Origin of the sequence: Mycobacterium sp. 236(2023) (assembly GCF_029623955.1) — a bacterium.
Classification (GTDB): domain Bacteria; phylum Actinomycetota; class Actinomycetes; order Mycobacteriales; family Mycobacteriaceae; genus Mycobacterium.
The window spans coordinates 364,873-381,002 of sequence record NZ_JARSBP010000004.1; the positions used below are offsets into that span (position 1 = coordinate 364,873).

The window sequence follows — 16,130 nt, forward strand, 5'->3', positions numbered from 1 at the left end:
TCCTTCGTTTAAGTTGTGAGTCGGGTAGCGCGTCAGTTGTGCGCGCTCCATGCGTTCCAGAGCCGGGCGTAGCGTCCACCGAGCGTTACCAGCTGGGCGTGCGTGCCCCGCTCCACGATGCGACCGTCGTCCATCACGACGATCTGGTCGGCGGTGGCGGCCTGCGTCAGCCGGTGAGCGACCACGAGAGTGGTTCGCCCCGCGGTGGCTGCTATGGCCGCACTCTCGAGTTCGGCGGCGTTGGCGCTGCCTGCTTCTGCGGTCGCCTCGTCGAGGACGACGACCTTCGGATCGGCGAGCACCAGTCGTGCCAGCGCGATGTGTTGTGCCTGTGCGGCGGTCAGCGACGTGCCTTGCTCGCCGACGAGGGTGTCGAGACCGTCGTCGAGTGCCGACACCCAGCCACGGGCACCGACCTGGTCCAGTGCGGACCAGATCTGCTTCTCGTCGGCGTCGGGCGCGGCGAGTCGCAGATCCTCGATCAGCGCGCCCGAGAAGACGTGCACCTCCTGGGTGACCGTTGCCACCCACGTGCGCAGTTCGTCGTCGCCGATGTCGGCGACAGGTACTCCGCCGATGAAGCTCTGCCCTTGGTCCGGCAGGTACAGCCCGGCGACGACGGCCGCCAGCGTCGTCTTCCCGGCTCCGGTGGTGCCGACCAGCGCGCAGCGGGTTCCGGCCGGGATCGACAGCGTGACGTCGTGGAGCACCTCGGGACCGGTGCCGTAGGAGAACGACACGTTCCGCACCTCGACGTCCGCGCCTGCGGGCGTGCGGGTCGTACCTGGTGCCGCCTCGACGGGCGGCCGAAGATCGATCACACCGACGAGGCGGGCCAGACATGCTGCGCCTGCTTGGATCTCGTCGAAGTTGTACATCATCATGCCGATCGGGTTGAACAGCCGATGGAACATCAGCGCTGCCGCGGTGACCTGACCGACGGTCACCGCATCACCCCGCACCAGAAGGAAGCCGACAACCAATGTGGCTGTCAGACCGATGAATTCGGCCCGGTTGACACGGCCGACGAGTCGGGTGAACAAGGTGAACACGCCGACCTCAATGTCGCGGGCGCGAGCCGAGGCGCGCTCGATGCCGTCGAGGTGTGTGCCGTGCACCTCGTAGGCATCGATCGTTCTGGCACCCTGGATCGACTCGACGGTGGCCTGTGCGCGGCGGGCCAGCGCGATCCGCTGTTCGGCGTACATGGGCCCCGACCGCGGCAGGTACCACCAGAGCCCCGCTACGTAGGCGGGGATGCACAGTGCACCCGCGAGGCCCAGCCGCCAGTCGAGGCTGGCCATGCCCACGAGGGTGACGACGCCGAGGAAGAAGGCGTTGAGCATGTCCGGGAGTACCTGCGACACGGCCTTGGCGACGGCGGCGACGTCAGGCCCGACGCGGGAAAGCAGGTCGCCCCGGCCGCTCTCCTCGACGGTCGTCGCGGGCAGGTGCAGCGCCCTGCGCAGGACGTCCTCCCGCAGGTCGGCCACCGCGTGTTCACCGAGACGCGTGATCAGGTATCGGGACAGTCCGGTGCCCAGCCCACCGATCAGAGCGGCCGCTCCGATGATGGTGGCCAGGCCGACGAGGCTGTCGACGGTGCTCCCGGCGTCCACCCGGTCGACGAGTGAGCCCAACAGGTAGATCGGCACGGTCGCCACGGCGGCCGCTACGAGTCCGACCAGAACGGTCGCGATGGTTTGGGTTCGGCGTGTGCGCAGATCGCCGACGAGCCACGACCACGTGCGCGACATCGTCGCGACAGGCAGGACCGGAGGAGTGCTCGATTCGCTGATCGTCATCGCGTCACCAAGCCTCGATAGGCCGAATGCGCGTCGACGAGGGCGTCGTGGGTGCCTTCGCCCGTCACGCGGCCCTCGCTGATGAGCACGACGCGGTCGGCCGCGGCCAACAGCGCGGGGCTGCTGGTGAGCACGATCGTCGTGCGCCCGCGCGCGGATCGGAGGCCGCGCAGACCGTCGGCGATGGCCTGCTCGGTGACCGCGTCGACCGCGGTGGTCGGATCGTGCAGGACGAGCACGTCGGGGTCTGCGGCGAGCGCGCGAGCCAGCGTCCACCGCTGCCGCTGTCCGCCGGACAGGCTCGCACCGCGTTCGACGACGGGGTGGTCGAGCCCGTCGGCGTAGAGCTCGACGACGTCGAGCGCGCACGACGCGATCAGGGCGCCGCGGACGGCATCACCGTCAGCGGATGCGCCCGAGATGGACAGATTGGAGCCCAGCGTGCCGCTGAACAGGTCGCCCTGATGGTGTTCGACGACAAGGGTGCTGCGGCGCCGTCCGTCATCGATCTCACCGATGCGTTTGCCGTTGACCAGCACCGTGCCGAGTTCGGGCGTCCGCTCGGTCCCGCTGAGCAGATCCATCAGCGCTGTCGCGTCGCGTGACTCCGCGGCGAGAACGGCGACGAACTCGCCAGGGCGAACACGCAGAGACAGGCCATCGAGGCCGGCGTGCTGGGCATCGTGCACAGCCAGGCTGCCTCGGTCCTGGTCGGGGCATCCGGATGGCGATTCGGCCCTGTGCCGGGTCGGTGCGCGCAGCACGGCTGCGACACGGTTGGCGCTCGCACGTGCCTCGGCGACGGAACTCGGGAGGATGGCGAGGACCTCGAAGGGTTCGGCAAGGAACTGGGCCAGGCCGATGACGGTGATGAGCTGGCCGAGCGTGAGGTCTCCGGTGATGGCGAAGTAGGCGGCGGCGACGGCGACGACCATCGCGGTGAGTGCACCGGCGGCCGCGGCTGCCCCGGCATGTGCGCTCTCGATCCGGGTAGCACGCAATGTCGCGGTCAGGGAGCGGCGGCTGGCCAGCCGGTACCGGGCGGCCGCGTTGTGCTGCGCGCCGATGCCCTGCAACGGGCGGTGGCCGCTGATCAGGTCGGTCGCCAGTGCGGTGGCGCGGCCGATTTCGGCCTGCTGATCCTCCACCCTCCTGGCGATCAGCGGAGCTGTGAGCTGGAGTGCGGCCATCACGATCGGCACGCCGACGAGGACCATCAAACCCAGCGGCACATCAATGGTCAGCAGTACCGCTCCGCAAGCGATTGTCGCGACCACGGCACCGACGAGGCGCGGAATGTAGTCGAGGAGATAAGCGGTTTCATCGGCGTCGGTTGACGAGATCGAAAGTAGTTCGCCGACCTTGTATTCCGTGCTGATACCCAGCGGGTTCAGGATCTTGCGGGACAGTTCGACGCGCAGGAGGTGCCCTTCCTGGGCAATCGCGGCCATCAGCAGGCGTGCACCGAAGCGGTAGACGACCGTGAGCACGACGAACAACGCCGCCAGGACGGCGATCCAGGTGAGGATCGCCGGAACCGAGCCGGTGGCAACGGCGCGATCGACGATGATGCCGATCAGTACCGGCACCGATACCTCGCACAGTTGGTGGACGGCTATCAGCGCCGAGCCGGAACTCAGCTGCCGCCAGTGACGGGTGATCGCGCGGCGCAGCACACCGACGCCGCTCCAATTGACATCAGCGTCAGTGCCATTGGCGCTCAAGTCTGCGAAAGTGCGTCGGCGCTCGTGCGATCCATCTGTTCCCGCAGTGAGCGCGGACGCATGTCGGTCCACTGCTCCTCGACGAAACGCAATGCGCTGTCTCGATCTGTTCCGTCAGGACCACCGAATGCTGTTTGCCATCCCGTCGGCACTTCGGCGAATGTCGGCCACAGAGAGTACTGTTCCTCGCCGTTTACCAGCACCAAGAAGCGGCCGTCCTGATCGTCAAAAGGATTGCTGGACAAAACTTTCCTCCCGTACGTCGGGGCCCCGTCAAGGTCGCGTGACGTGAGTTATGTTGGGGCCCGCCACGACCGGAAGGCATGCTATCAAAGGGAAGGCTAACCACAGGGGGCTAGCCCGAACCTGGGAGGTTGCTGTGCGAGTGGTGATGTTCGGTTACCAAACGTGGGGACATCGAACGCTTCAGGCTCTGCTGAAGTCTCGTCATGAGGTATGCCTCGTTGTCACACACCCCACGAGTGAGCATGTATACGAATCGATTTGGGCCGATTCGGTGGAAGACCTGGCGCGCGAGGAGAACATCGAGGTGTTTCTCGCCAAGCGGCCCACACCCGAATTGGCCGACCGGGTGGCCGCTTTGGCGCCCGACGTGATGGTCGCCAACAACTGGCGCACCAAACTGCCGAAGGACCTTTTCGGCATTCCGCGTTATGGCACTGTGAATCTGCATGATTCGCTTCTGCCGAAGTTCACCGGGTTTTCACCCGTGATCTGGTCGTTGATCAGCGGTGCGAGCCACACGGGGCTGACCGCGCATCTGATGGACGACGAACTCGACACCGGCGCGGTGCTGGTGCAGCGTGCCGTGGAGATCACGCCGGAAAGTACCGGTACCAGCTTGGTTTTCGACACGCTGGATCTGGTTCCCGACGTGCTGGAAGAAGCGCTGGACGGGCTCGAGTTCGGCACCGCTGAACCGGTGGCCCAGGACCTCGCGGAGCGGACGTTCTTCCATAAGCGTTCCGACGGTGACAGCCTGGTGAACTGGGACTGGCCGGCTGCCGACATCGACCGGTTCGTCAGGGCGCTGTCGGATCCGTATCCGAACGCTTACACCTACTTCCGCGGAGAGAAGCTACGCCTGATCAAAGCCCATGTTTCGGAATGCTGTTATGGGGGTACACCCGGGCGCGTCTTCATCGAGGAAGGCGGTGGCATGGTGATCGTCGCGGGCGCGGACGCCTACCGCGGCCAGTCCCGCGGATTGGTGCTCGACGTGGTGCGCACCGAGGACGGCATCGACCGCCCAGCCATGGACTACTTCGGTCGTGGAGGCGGCTATCTCACCGCCGCGCCGTGAGGTGCGGTGAGGCGCGTGGAACGATCAGCGGGGTGCCGGTCTCGGGGTCGTCGATGATCTGGCATTGCAGGCCGTAAACGCTGTTCACCAGGTCGGCTGTGATCACCGTGGCCGGATCACCCTGGGCCACAATGCTTCCTGCCTTCATGACGACGATCTCATCGGCATAGCGGCAGGCGTGGTTGAGATCGTGGAGCACAGCCACGACAGTGTGGTGGCGCTCCCTGTTGAGCATCGCGAACAGGTCGAGCAACTCCACCTGATGGGCGATGTCGAGATACGTGGTGGGTTCGTCGAGCAGCAACAGCGGAGTCTGCTGGGCGAGCACCATCGCCACCCAGACCCGTTGGCGCTGACCGCCGGAGAGTTCGTCGACGAGGCGTCCCGCCAGCTCGGTGACGCCGGTACAGCGCATCGCCTCGGCGACGGCGGCCTCGTCCTCGGTGGACCACTGGCGCAACAGCTTCTGATGCGGGAAACGGCCGCGCGAGATCAGGTCCGCGACGCTGATGCCCTCCGGAGCGATCGACGTCTGAGGTAGCAGGCCGAGCCGCCGCGCCACCTCTTTGGTGTGCATCGTCGCGATATCGGTGCCGTCCAGGATGACCTGCCCGGCAGCAGGTTTCAGTAACCGGGCGAGCCCGCGAAGAAGCGTCGACTTGCCGCACGCGTTGGGGCCGACGATCACGGTGATCTTCTCTTCGGCGATGTCGACGGACAGATCCCTGACGATCGTCGTCTCGTCGTAGCCGATGGACAGCTCCGACGCCTGCAGTCTGGTGTTGGTATTCATCTCCGCCGAGCCTGGGTGATCAGTAGGTACACGAGATAGCTGCCGCCCAGTGACACGGTCACCGGGCCGACAGGAATTGCGTTGTCGCCGAACAGTCTCTGGGCGATGACGTCACAGACGAGAAGCAGCACGGCGCCCATCGCGGCCGCAGGCACCAGTGCAACGCCTGGGCTCGCGGTCAGCCGGCGGGCCAGCTGAGGCGCCGCGAGCGCGATGAACGCGATCGGTCCGGCGGCGGCGCAGGCGAGCGCGACTAGGCCGACACCGACCACCAGATAGCCGAGCCGAGCACGGTCGGGATGCACGCCGAGGGCGCCGGCCGCGTCGTCGCCGAGCTGCAGGACCGGCAATTGCGGGCCCAGTACGAGCAGGGCGGCCAGGAGCACCGCGAGGCAGACCGTCATCGGAACCACCTGCGCCCACGTCATGCCGGACAGCGAACCCTGTTGCCACACAGCGGCGGTGACTGCGGTGTTGTGGTCGAGTTTGATGACGATCCACTGGTTGACGGAGTTGAGGACCGCGCTGACGGCGATGCCCACGACGATGAGGCGGTACCCGGCGAGCCCGTTGCGGTAGGACAGTGCGTAGACCAGGATCGCGGTCGCCAGCCCGCCGGCCAGAGCGCCGCCCGCGACCGCGTAGTAGCCGCTGCCGACGGTCACCATGACCGCCAGAGCTCCGGTATAGGCGCCGGCGTTGATCCCGATGATGTCGGGACTGCCCAGCGGATTACGGGTAAGTGCCTGGAAGATGGCCCCCGACACCCCGAACGCCGCGCCGACGAGCAACGCCATCAGCATCCTGGGCATACGCCATTCGAGGACCACCACCCGGTCGAACGAACTGTTGGTACCGACCAGCACACCGAGGACATCCGCGGGCGCTACGTGGTACTTGCCGAAACCTATTGCCACAATGGCTAGTACGAGGGCGCCGACCACCATGGCCGTCACCGCGATGACGGCCCGCCACGATGCGCGCACCGCGACCGAGCCGACGCGCACGACGCATTGCCGCTGACCGAATTGCACGGGAGTCGTGGTCATGTGCGATCGGCTCCCCGCTTGCGGATCAGCCAGACCAGTACCGGTGCGCCGATGAACGCGGTGACGATTCCGGCGGGTAGTTCGGAGGGCCGGATCACCACGCGTCCGACGATGTCAGCCGCCAGCAACAGCGCCGGTGCGGCGACCACGGCGTAGGCGAGGATCCAGCGCCAGTCCGGCCCGGTGAACCGTCGCACCGCGTGCGGCACCATCAGGCCGACGAACCCGATCGGCCCCGCGCCCGCCGTCGCGGCTCCGGCGAGCAGGGTGACACCGACCAGGCTGAGGACCTGCGTGCGAACGACATTGCCGCCGAGGCTTTTCGCGAGCTCGTCACCGAAGGCGGTGATGTTGAGTGAGCGCGACACCACAAGGCACAGGATCGCGCCGACCGCGATGAACGGGCTGATCGCCAGCGCCACGTCGAGGGGACGGCCGTCGAGGGCTCCGGAGTCCCAGAACCGCATGTTGTCGAAGGCTCGCGGATAACGCAGGCGCACGGCGAAGCCGATGCCCTCAAGCACGGCGCCCACCGCGACACCAGCCAGCAGGACCCGCACCGGGGTTGCGGTGGCGCGCCCCGACATCCCGACGAAGTACACGATGACCATGGCGAACAGGGCGCCGGCGAACGCAAACCAGATGTAGGCCCAGATGCCGTTGAGCCCGAGGAAAGCGATCGCACTGACGACGAACAGCGAAGCGCCGGAGTTGATTCCGAGTATCTCCGAGTCGGCGAGCGGATTGCGCCCGACCGCCTGGATGAGAGTGCCGGACAGTCCCAGTGCGAGGCCGACGAGCAGGCCGAGGATTGTCCGGGGAATGCGCAGGTCGTGGACGATCCACTCATTGCCGATGTCGCGGTAGTCGGTGACGGCGGTCCAGACGGTGGACAGCGAGACGTTCTCGGTGCCGATCGCCAGGCTCGCCACGCACATGACGCCCAGCAGCGCTGTCGCGACGACAAGGCCGACCACCTTGCCGCGCTGCGTCGGATACCGCGACGCAGCCTCGGGCGTGGGGGAGAGCGGGGCGTGTGTGGTCACAGCGTCAGAGGCCGATCCGCTCACAGGCATCGTCGAATTCCTCGAAGGCCACCTTGTCACCCTTGCCGTCGGTCAGCGCCCGCTCGTAGATCGGCAGGACCTTGTCCTCGACCTCGGCGAACCGCGCATCCCAGGTCTCGGAGTCGACGCGCCAGTATCCGGTGATGTCGTATTGGTCGATGGTCCAGCCGAGACCGCGGAGGTACTTGCGCACCGTCCGGGATTCGGCAGCCTCACCGGCGAACCAGCAGTATCCGCGGCCTTCCGGCATGTCGAGTTCGCGGATAGCTTGAGCGAGATTGCTTGGTGCATAACCATTTCCCGTGCTGATACTCGAAATCACGGTCAGGCCGGACCGGTGTGGGAGGTAGGCGAGATCGTCGGACCCCGCGACTTCGATGATCAGCGTCGCCGGGATGTGGTTCGGCAACTCCTCGATGATGCGGGCCGCTGCGGGTAACCCTGAAAGGTCGCTGACAATCAGCTGCCAGTCCGTGTCTGGAGGCGGCCGGTACCAGGATCGTGCGTGGTCCAGCACGACGCGCTCGCCTGTGGTCGCCGACGAGGCCCACTCGGTTCCTGGTCCGCGAGAATGCAATACGACATCGAGGGTGATGCGTGCGCCGTCGTGGTGACGCACCGAGTAGTTGCGGCCCTCGCCGTCGGGGTGGTCGTCAGCGGAGAAATAGACAGCGACCGCGGAATCACCAGCGCATTTGACGTCGAGAGCCGCGGCGTCGTCGATCTGCAGCACGATGCGTTGCAGGCGAATGCTCAGCTGGGCGGTCTCGACGACTGAGGCATACGAGAACGACACCTAGGTGAGGCTAGCTTAAATACACCCGCTGACGGAGATCCGCCTTCCGACGTTGGCGCACACGCTCACATTCGGTGGCGGGGGAGGCGGAGGTGGCGGCGGGGGAGCCGCGTTGTAATCCTCGGGCAGCGGTGCGTACGCCGCGGGCGGGGGAACCCAGGGCGCGATCGCGTCGGCGACGTTGCCGCAGGCGTTGACCGAGACATGGCGTCCGCCGACCGAGCCGCAGACGTCAGCCGAAGCCTCGGGCGTCTGTGGAAACAGCGCCAGACCGAGCGTCACCAGGGCCAACCCGGTCGGCGCAACCACTCGTGCAGTCCACACATCGGGGATGGTACGCCTTTGGCGCTCCGCTGGTCAGGAGGTTGCGGTCGGCCACATGCCCGGCCGTCAGGCCACCTGGTTGTCCGGTGGTGCGGGGCCGCCGGGTTCGCCAGGGTCGTCGACGGGGTGTGGGCCTTCGGCTTCGGGGTCGTTGTCGGATCTTGCCACTGCGCCGGTGTCTGCTACTGGCGCCGAATGCTGTTCGGGTTCAGTGTCTTCGGGGCGCAGGAGGCGTTCGGGAACGTGGTAGTTGTTGATCCGGTTCTGTCCGGTGTCCAAGGGTTCGGGTGGGATCCATTCGACCTCATGTTGGTCGTTCATGGTGGTGGTCCAGCCGCCGTCGGTGACGCTGCGATTATCTGACCCGCAGGCGAGGCCGAGTTCGTCGACGTTGGTGTTGCCGCCTTTGATCCAGTCGGTGACCACATGATGGGCTTGTGAGCCGTAGGCGCCGATGGTGCAGCCGGGTTTGGTGCAGCCGCCGTCGCGGGCGATCAGCATGATCCGCTGCGCCGGCGACGCGACGCGTCGTGCGCGGAACAAGTCCAGGGCGGAGCCGGTGGCTTTGTCGAACACCGCCAGATGACAATTCGAGTGACCGGCCATTTTGACGACGTCGGCGATCGGCAGCTTCGTGCCGCCCCCGGTGACTCCAACCCCGGCGCGAGATTCCAGGTCTTGCAGTGTGGTGCGGATGATGACGGTGACCGGCAGGCCGTTGAGTTGGCCGAGGTCGCCGCTCATCAGGGCGATCCGCAGGACCGCGGTCAAGGCGTCGTGTTGGCGCTGGAACAGGGTGCGGTGATCGTTGTCGATCTGTTCTTGTGTCGGTGTGCCCGAGGTACACGGTTCGGGATCGTCGGGGTTACACATACCGGGGGCGGCGTACTTGGCGAACAGCACTTCCACCATCGCTCGCAGTTCCGGGGTCAACGTCGCGGTCAGATCCGTCGTGCCATCGGGCTTCTGCTTACTCATCGTGACGCCTCGCCGACGGCCACGCTCGGTGTCGTCGGGCTCGGGACCGTCCTGATCGAGCAGGAACAGCATCAACTCGGCGGCGTCTTTGACCTCTTTGGGTCCGTTGCCGACCGCGGTCCGCACCAGTTTCACTTCGAACTGCTCCCGGGTGGCCGCATCCACAAATCCGGGGAGCTTGGCGACGGCTTTACTGATGACGGTGACGTGTTCAGCGTTGATCAACCCTTGGGCCGCAGCGACCGCGGTCGCGTGCAGCACCGGCGGCAGGGCGGGCCCGGTGATCGGTTGGCGCGGCGCAAGGACCGCGGCTTCAGAGAGGCGGCGATGTGCCTCGGAAGTGGAGATGCGCCACCGCACCGACAACACTTCTTTCCACGTTTTGGCGCCCATCTGCTGCGGGGTCGACTCCACCTGCAGCCGCGCCAGCAGGCGATGACTCACCGACGGCAGCCGGCAGCCGAGCACCTCGAGTTCATCGAGGGCAGAGACCAACTCGTGCCGAGTCAACAGGTCGACATCGCCGGCCGCCACGTCGTCGAACGCGGAGCGCAGCGCGGCAACCTTCGCCTGCAGCTCCCCGGTCGACATTCTTCGAACATACATTCGACCACCGACAAATTCGGAGCCCCCAGGTAGGCTCACCGCAGGCGCGCAGGATCGCCCGATGTCCGCTCGAAGAAGCTCAGCTTCCCTGCATTGACGATGATCGTTGCCGACCTCTTCTCGGCCCGACCTCGCGGACGCCGGGCGTTTGAGAGGAGGCCGTCATGGCCAGCACGTTGCCCGACAATCCGTCACTCGAGCACCTTCGCCGCGAGGCGCGTGCGTTGCAGCGTGAGCGGTCCGCGGGATCGGCGCCCATGGCCCTGCATGAAGCGCAACGGACGGTCGCGCGGCGCTACGGCTTCACCGGTTGGCCGGCATTGGTGCGCTACCTCGACGTCGCCGCCGCGCTCAGCGTGGACCCTGATCGCGTCGACGAGGCCGCACTTTCGGCGGCGGACCGGTTTTGCTCGCTGTCGGTGTTGCGCTACAGCGACAGCGACGCGCCGCCGCGCTGGGCGGCTGCGTCGGAGATCCTCGCCGCGGAGCCAGGATTGGTCGACTCGCACATCTGGGCCGCCGCGGCGGCCGCCGACCCGGAGGCGCTGGCGCGACATCTCGCCCGTGGCGACGACGCGAACTCACACGGCGGCCCCTTCGGCTGGCCTGCGCTGCTGTACCTCTGCTACGCGCGCAGCCCGGCGGGATCGAACGACGAGATCACCTCTGCCGCAACACTTCTGTTGGATGCCGGAGCTGATCCCGACGCCGGCTACCTGTGGCGGGGCATGTCGACACCGTTCACGGCGCTCACCGGCGTGTTCGGCGAAGGCGAGCAAGGGCCGAGACGTCAGCCCCGACACCGAGCCGCCGCCCACCTTGCGTCGCTGCTGCTTGCACGAGGCGCCCATCCCGTCGACCAGCAGACGCTCTACAACAGGATGTTCCGGGACGATGACTCTCACCTGGAGCTGCTCTTCGCGCACGGTCTGGCCGACGCCGCACCCGGCCCGTGGGAGCGACGACTCGGCGAGGCCATGGAAACCAGGGAACAGATGTGGCAGCGACAGATCACCTGGGCCGCTGACCACGGATTCCGGCGACGACTGGATCTGCTGGCCCGCCACGGCATCGACACGTCGGGTGCGCGGATGACCGAACCGCGAATCCCGGACGATCCCAACACACTCGACGACGATGGCGCCACGCCCCTGCACCACGCCGCGTGGGACGGCGACCTCGACCTGATCCGCAGACTCCTCGCATCAGGGGCCGACCCGACGATCGTCGACACCAGATTCGATGCCACGCCGCAGGGTTGGGCAGAACACGCCTACCAGACCGAAGCCGCCGACCTGCTCAGGTCTGCGACTCGGCCGTGAGCCAGGCGCGGGCGGCGATCAGCTCCGGCACCAGCACCTCGGTCAGCAGCGCGACGTCGTCGTCCGAATCGTGGGGGTAGCGGAGGGTGTAACCGGCGCCCGGCACGTCGCCACCTACTCCGACCACGGTGCTGCCGCGGGAGGCGGTCCACTCGGCCATCTGCGGTTCCCACTGTGATCCCGCGAAGACCAGAAGCCGATAGTCCGTCGTCTTCGTCAAGTAGACGTCGACATGGCTCCAGTCGCCGGTCTCGCACCCGACAGCGGGCCGGCGCGGGCCTTCGCGGAGCATGAGCGCGCCCTGCTTCGCCGAGCACAAGCGATGCGCGGGTGCTGCTAGGTGGGTACCGTGCGGCCCGAGGACGAGATCGGAAACTTCTGAACACCAATCAGATTCGTTCTCCAGCAGGAAAGTCGAGGCGTCCGCGCAGGCACTCACCGTCGCGGCAAGTTCCTCGGTGTCCACCCCGGCCAGGTGGCATTCGAGCGCCAGCAACAATGCCAGCGTGTTTTGGTAGCTGCGGCATGCGACCCCACCGACCTCCTTCCCGGCGTCGAGCGTCACGACGGTGCCGGTGCGCGTCGTGATCGCTGAATCCGCGGTGTTGGTCAACGCGACGGTAGCGACCCCGTCCGGGAGGCGTTGCACCGCGTCGAGGGTCTCCACCGAACCGCCGCTGGCCGACGTCGCGACCACCAATGTGCCGGTGCCCCAATCGGGGAGCAAGCGGGACGACGCGAGTTCGGATGTCGCGACGACACCGCGCGCCCGCATGCGGGCGGCTGCCACATCGGCGGCATAGGCCGATGAGCCCATACCGATCAGGACGACGCGGTCCGTGCCGGGTGGTACGACATCCGACCACGGGTTGCCGGCAGTCAGCGTGCTCGCGAGTCTGCCGAGGCTCTCGGGCTTGCGCCGTAGGTCGTCCAGGAATCCGTTCGGCTTCACGATGACGCCCCTTCGTCGAGTAGTGCGGGCAGAGCGGAATCGGGTACATACATCCACCGCGGAAGATGTCTTGCCGCGTAGATCATCTCGCGCATGACCTGCTGAAGGCGAAACGCCGGCAGCGGACGTGCGTCGAACAGTCGGGCGTAACCGAGCGCTGCGAGGCGGTGTTGATAGGCGTCGAGAAACGTGGTGCGCACCGCCGTCTCGACGGCGGCGAGTGCGCCGGTGTCGAGCGTGGCGTACTTGCGCGCGACGACGGACACGTGGGCCAGTGACTGTGCCATCCCCGCGACGTCGAGGACAGCCGGGATCGGCAGGATGCGCTGTGCCGCCGGTAGCACGGGGTTGCCATCGAAGTCGGTGACCACCAGGCGGTTTCCGCTTCGAAGTATCTGTCCGACGTGTAGGTCGCCGTGGCCGTCGAGCACCGGCATTCCGGCCAGATCTCCGAGGCAGGCGAGTTCGGCAGCTACCGCATCCCGATGAGTGCGCAGCACCTGGCCGCTCATAGAATCGGTAAGGTCGCAGGCGATTTCGAGTGTATCGAGTGCTTGCCGATGCCATCGTGCGGCGTCGTCCGGCGAGGCATGTGATGCCGAGGCAGGCAGCGCGGCGTGCATATCAGCGATCAGCGACCCCACGTCGGTGATCGTCGCAGCCAGCGTCGCCGGATCCTCGCCGCGGGCGGCTCCCGTTACGAGGTCGACGGCCCACGTCCAACCGTCCACCGCATCGGGGAGAAACTCGTCGACGTAGGCGACGACGGTTTCGTCGGCGTCGGCTCGGCTCCAGGTGATCAAACCCCACGGGGCGGGCATGCCAGTGAAACCGGCTTGGTTCAGCGCGGTGATTCGCGAGGGCGCCGGATGCGGTCCCTCCTGCAGGTGCGTCGCCCATTTGACGACGGCGACATCACCGACGACTACCGATTCATTGGTCTGGTCGACGCCCATCGGACGTTCGCCCACCGCGCGTCGACTCGCCCACGGCCGAATTCTGAAGTTCCCGCGGGACAGCGGACCGTGTTGGCCTGCAATCAGTTCGAGCAGAGCCGCGGCCGCGCCATCGCCAGGCACGGCACGGCGCCAGCCGTCGCTGTCGCGGACCATCGGCACGGCGGCGAGATCGTCACCCTCGGCCACGACGGCGAGCCTGCAGCCGTCGGCGAGGTCGAGCGCGTCGACGGTGTCAGGCAACCGATGTCCGGTGTGCCAGCCCGACCCGTTCGATGACGTCGGCCCCCACACGCAGTCCGTCGCGGGAGCGTACGGCCTCCCCGATGGCGGCGAGCCGGCTGCGAAGGGCCTCGTCGGCGAGCAGCCGGTCCACCGCGGCCGTCAGCTCGGAGTCGGTGAACGCGTAGGTGTCGAGCCTGGTGCCGAATCCGAGTTCGTCGATCCGCTGGGCGTTTTCGTACTGGTCCCAGAACAGCGGCAGGATGATGAGAGGTTTGCCGAAGTGCAGCGTCTCGGTCACCGTGTTGTTGCCGCCGTGAGAGATCACGAGATCGACCTGGGGGATCACCGTGGTCTGAGGCAGCATCTGCGCCCCGACCATGTTGTTCGGCAAAGTTATTCGATCTGCCTGAGGACCCTTGCTGACGATGAAGCGGTGACGTGTGGCGCCCAGTACGTCGACCAGGCGCTGCATGAGTCCCACGTCGGCCCCGCCCAGCGAGCCCAACGACAGGTAGATCAGCGCGCTGTCCGCCGGCCGGTCTGCGACTTCGACAGGCACGACGTAGTCTTCGTCGTTCTCCCGCACGCTGGAGTCCATCCTGATCCAGGTGCCGTCGAGCGGCCTGACGTCGAGATAATCGGCCTCGGTGGGGTAGACGTACAGGTTCGCGGCAGTGGTGCGTGGCATGAACTCGAGGTCCGGCAGCGCCGCGGCTCCCTGGGCCTGAACCCAGGCGTCGAAGTCGGTCCACATCGCACGGTGCGTGCGGTCGAACTCGGCCCGGTAGCCGTCCCACTGGGTGCGGTCGGCACTGGGAAGGCCCGAAAATGCCGGGGGCACATCGGGTCCGGGGATTTCCAGTGGACTGCAGGAGACGATGCGGACGAACGGTACGCCGGCGGTGGCCAGCGCGGGGAACAGCACCACGTTGTCCTCGACGATGACGTCGGGTCGATGTGTGGCGATGATCTCGCGAAGGCGCGGTTCGCAGTACTTGGCTCCGTCGATCAGCGCCTGATAAGTGGGCTGGATGAAGGTGGACAGTTGCTCGACGGTCGGCTTGCGGAACTCCGGGGAGGTCTCGGCGATGAAGTCGGTCCAGAACTTGCCCGGGTCGTCGTCGGCTGCGCCTTCGGCAGGCTCGGCGAGATCGACGAGTTCTTCGATGAACCCGAGCGCGGAGAGCTTGCCCGCCCAGGAACTCTCGGCGGCGAAGACGATCGAGTGCCCGCGCTCGCGCAGGATCGACGCCAGACCGATGCACTGATTGGTCGGCCCGTACGCCGATTCGGGCCAGAACATCACCGTCAGGGGTGGTTGTGTCGCCGAGGTCATGGTTGCGAACGTACCCTTCCGCCGCAGTTCAGGCGTAGTGTCGGCGCTATGCCTACGGTGACCACCAGCGACGGAGTCGAGATCTTCTACAAGGACTGGGGGTCGGGACAACCGATCGTCTTCAGTCACGGTTGGCCGTTGTCCGGTGACGACTGGGACACCCAGATGATGTTCTTTCTCGCTCAGGGTTTCCGTGTCATCGCCCACGACCGTCGCGGCCACGGTCGCTCGACTCAGGTCGCCGACGGACACGACATGGACCATTACGCCGACGATCTCGCCGCAGTCGTCGAGCATCTCGACCTTCACGATGCGGTGCACGTCGGCCACTCCACCGGTGGTGGCGAAGTCGTGCGTTTTCTTGCACGCCACGGTGAGAGCCGCGCCGCCAAGGCGGCGATCATCGCTGCGGTTCCGCCGCTGATGGTCCAGACCGATGCCAACCCCGGCGGGCTGCCGAAGTCGGTCTTCGACGACATCCAGGCGCAGGTGGCGACCAACCGCGCTGCGTTCTACCGGGATCTACCGTCGGGACCCTTTTACGGCTTCAACCGGGACGGCGTCGAGCCGATTGAGGGAATCATCGCCAACTGGTGGCGCCAAGGCATGCAGGGTGGGGCCAAGGCGCACTACGACGGCGTCGTCGCGTTCTCCCAGACCGACTTCACCGAGGATCTCAAGAAGATTCAGATTCCTGTTCTGGTGATGCACGGCGATGACGACCAGATCGTGCCGTACGCCGATGCCGGACCGCTGTCGGCGGAACTGCTGGCCAACGGAATCCTGAAGTCGTACAAGGGTTTTCCGCACGGCATGCCGACTACGCACGCCGACGTGATCAACGCCGACCTGTTGGAGTTCATCCGCTCCTGA

15 protein-coding genes are annotated in these 16,130 nt (G+C 66.6%); 3 read left to right on the top strand and 12 right to left on the bottom strand.

Annotation, left to right across the window (positions count from 1 at the left end; all coding sequences use genetic code 11):
- Positions 1-32 precede the first annotated feature (32 nt).
- The 3 genes from P9A17_RS18705 to P9A17_RS18715 are packed head-to-tail and all read right to left on the bottom strand — an operon-like array spanning position 33 to position 3,774.
- Complete coding sequence (locus P9A17_RS18705; protein ID WP_278040192.1) at positions 33-1,805, bottom strand: ABC transporter ATP-binding protein; 1,773 nt, start codon at positions 1,803-1,805, stop codon at positions 33-35.
- Complete coding sequence (locus P9A17_RS18710; RefSeq protein ID WP_278040193.1) at positions 1,802-3,529, bottom strand: ABC transporter ATP-binding protein; 1,728 nt, start codon at positions 3,527-3,529, stop codon at positions 1,802-1,804. The genes P9A17_RS18705 and P9A17_RS18710 overlap by 4 nt, the downstream gene beginning before the upstream one ends.
- Positions 3,526-3,774, bottom strand: coding sequence for an MbtH family protein (locus P9A17_RS18715; RefSeq protein WP_278040194.1), 249 nt, complete (start codon positions 3,772-3,774; stop codon positions 3,526-3,528). The genes P9A17_RS18710 and P9A17_RS18715 overlap by 4 nt, the downstream gene beginning before the upstream one ends.
- Before the next feature lie 134 nt (positions 3,775-3,908).
- Between P9A17_RS18715 and P9A17_RS18720 the strand changes: the two genes are divergently transcribed.
- Entirely contained in the window at positions 3,909-4,853 is a 945-nt protein-coding gene (locus P9A17_RS18720; RefSeq protein ID WP_278040195.1) for a methionyl-tRNA formyltransferase, read from the top strand.
- Here P9A17_RS18720 and P9A17_RS18725 read toward each other — a convergent pair.
- The 6 genes from P9A17_RS18725 to P9A17_RS18750 all read right to left on the bottom strand — a co-directional run bounded on the left by P9A17_RS18725 (position 4,837) and on the right by P9A17_RS18750 (position 10,466).
- The gene (locus tag P9A17_RS18725) at positions 4,837-5,646 is read right to left on the bottom strand and encodes an ABC transporter ATP-binding protein (RefSeq protein WP_278040196.1); all 810 of its coding nucleotides are present in this window, start codon (positions 5,644-5,646) and stop codon (positions 4,837-4,839) included. The two genes, P9A17_RS18720 and P9A17_RS18725, sit on opposite strands and share 17 nt — an antisense overlap.
- Complete coding sequence (locus P9A17_RS18730) at positions 5,643-6,695, bottom strand: iron chelate uptake ABC transporter family permease subunit (protein ID WP_278040197.1); 1,053 nt, start codon at positions 6,693-6,695, stop codon at positions 5,643-5,645. Before P9A17_RS18730 ends, P9A17_RS18725 begins: the two co-directional genes overlap by 4 nt.
- Complete coding sequence (locus tag P9A17_RS18735) at positions 6,692-7,741, bottom strand: iron chelate uptake ABC transporter family permease subunit (RefSeq protein ID WP_278040198.1); 1,050 nt, start codon at positions 7,739-7,741, stop codon at positions 6,692-6,694. The genes P9A17_RS18730 and P9A17_RS18735 overlap by 4 nt, the downstream gene beginning before the upstream one ends.
- A 4-nt stretch (positions 7,742-7,745) precedes the next feature.
- Entirely contained in the window at positions 7,746-8,558 is an 813-nt protein-coding gene (locus P9A17_RS18740; protein WP_278040199.1) for a siderophore-interacting protein, read from the bottom strand.
- A 15-nt stretch (positions 8,559-8,573) separates the two neighbouring features.
- Complete coding sequence (locus P9A17_RS18745) at positions 8,574-8,882, bottom strand: hypothetical protein (RefSeq protein ID WP_278040200.1); 309 nt, start codon at positions 8,880-8,882, stop codon at positions 8,574-8,576.
- 66 nt (positions 8,883-8,948) lie between these two features.
- Positions 8,949-10,466 carry an HNH endonuclease signature motif containing protein gene (locus tag P9A17_RS18750; protein ID WP_278040201.1) on the bottom strand — a complete coding sequence of 506 codons (1,518 nt, stop codon included), beginning with the start codon at positions 10,464-10,466 and terminating at the stop codon, positions 8,949-8,951.
- 164 nt (positions 10,467-10,630) lie between these two features.
- Between P9A17_RS18750 and P9A17_RS18755 the strand changes: the two genes are divergently transcribed.
- Positions 10,631-11,788 carry an ankyrin repeat domain-containing protein gene (locus P9A17_RS18755; RefSeq protein WP_278040202.1) on the top strand — a complete coding sequence of 386 codons (1,158 nt, stop codon included), beginning with the start codon at positions 10,631-10,633 and terminating at the stop codon, positions 11,786-11,788.
- Here P9A17_RS18755 and P9A17_RS18760 read toward each other — a convergent pair.
- From P9A17_RS18760 to P9A17_RS18770, 3 genes are read right to left on the bottom strand one after another with little or no spacing between them, the layout of a single operon-like run.
- Positions 11,766-12,740, bottom strand: a complete 975-nt coding sequence (locus tag P9A17_RS18760) for an SIS domain-containing protein (RefSeq protein ID WP_278040203.1) — start codon at positions 12,738-12,740, stop codon at positions 11,766-11,768. The two genes, P9A17_RS18755 and P9A17_RS18760, sit on opposite strands and share 23 nt — an antisense overlap.
- Positions 12,737-13,939, bottom strand: coding sequence for a glucosamine kinase (locus P9A17_RS18765; protein WP_278040204.1), 1,203 nt, complete (start codon positions 13,937-13,939; stop codon positions 12,737-12,739). Before P9A17_RS18765 ends, P9A17_RS18760 begins: the two co-directional genes overlap by 4 nt.
- Positions 13,932-15,257, bottom strand: a complete 1,326-nt coding sequence (locus P9A17_RS18770; RefSeq protein ID WP_278040205.1) for a nucleotide disphospho-sugar-binding domain-containing protein — start codon at positions 15,255-15,257, stop codon at positions 13,932-13,934. Before P9A17_RS18770 ends, P9A17_RS18765 begins: the two co-directional genes overlap by 8 nt.
- 48 nt (positions 15,258-15,305) lie before the next feature.
- Here P9A17_RS18770 and P9A17_RS18775 point away from each other — a divergent pair, with 48 nt between their 5' ends.
- Complete coding sequence (locus P9A17_RS18775; protein ID WP_278040206.1) at positions 15,306-16,130, top strand: alpha/beta hydrolase; 825 nt, start codon at positions 15,306-15,308, stop codon at positions 16,128-16,130.

Excerpts from the sequence above, each read along its gene's own strand:
- P9A17_RS18775 (WP_278040206.1), top strand. The coding sequence starts at position 15,306 with ATGCCTACGGTGACCACCAGCGACGGAGTCGAGATCTTCTACAAGGAC.
- P9A17_RS18725 (WP_278040196.1), bottom strand. The coding sequence starts at position 5,646 with ATGAATACCAACACCAGACTGCAGGCGTCGGAGCTGTCCATCGGCTAC.
- P9A17_RS18750 (WP_278040201.1), bottom strand. The coding sequence starts at position 10,466 with ATGTATGTTCGAAGAATGTCGACCGGGGAGCTGCAGGCGAAGGTTGCC.
- P9A17_RS18730 (WP_278040197.1), bottom strand. The coding sequence starts at position 6,695 with ATGACCACGACTCCCGTGCAATTCGGTCAGCGGCAATGCGTCGTGCGC.
- P9A17_RS18770 (WP_278040205.1), bottom strand. The coding sequence starts at position 15,257 with ATGACCTCGGCGACACAACCACCCCTGACGGTGATGTTCTGGCCCGAA.
- P9A17_RS18705 (WP_278040192.1), bottom strand. The coding sequence starts at position 1,805 with ATGACGATCAGCGAATCGAGCACTCCTCCGGTCCTGCCTGTCGCGACG.
- P9A17_RS18755 (WP_278040202.1), top strand. The coding sequence starts at position 10,631 with ATGGCCAGCACGTTGCCCGACAATCCGTCACTCGAGCACCTTCGCCGC.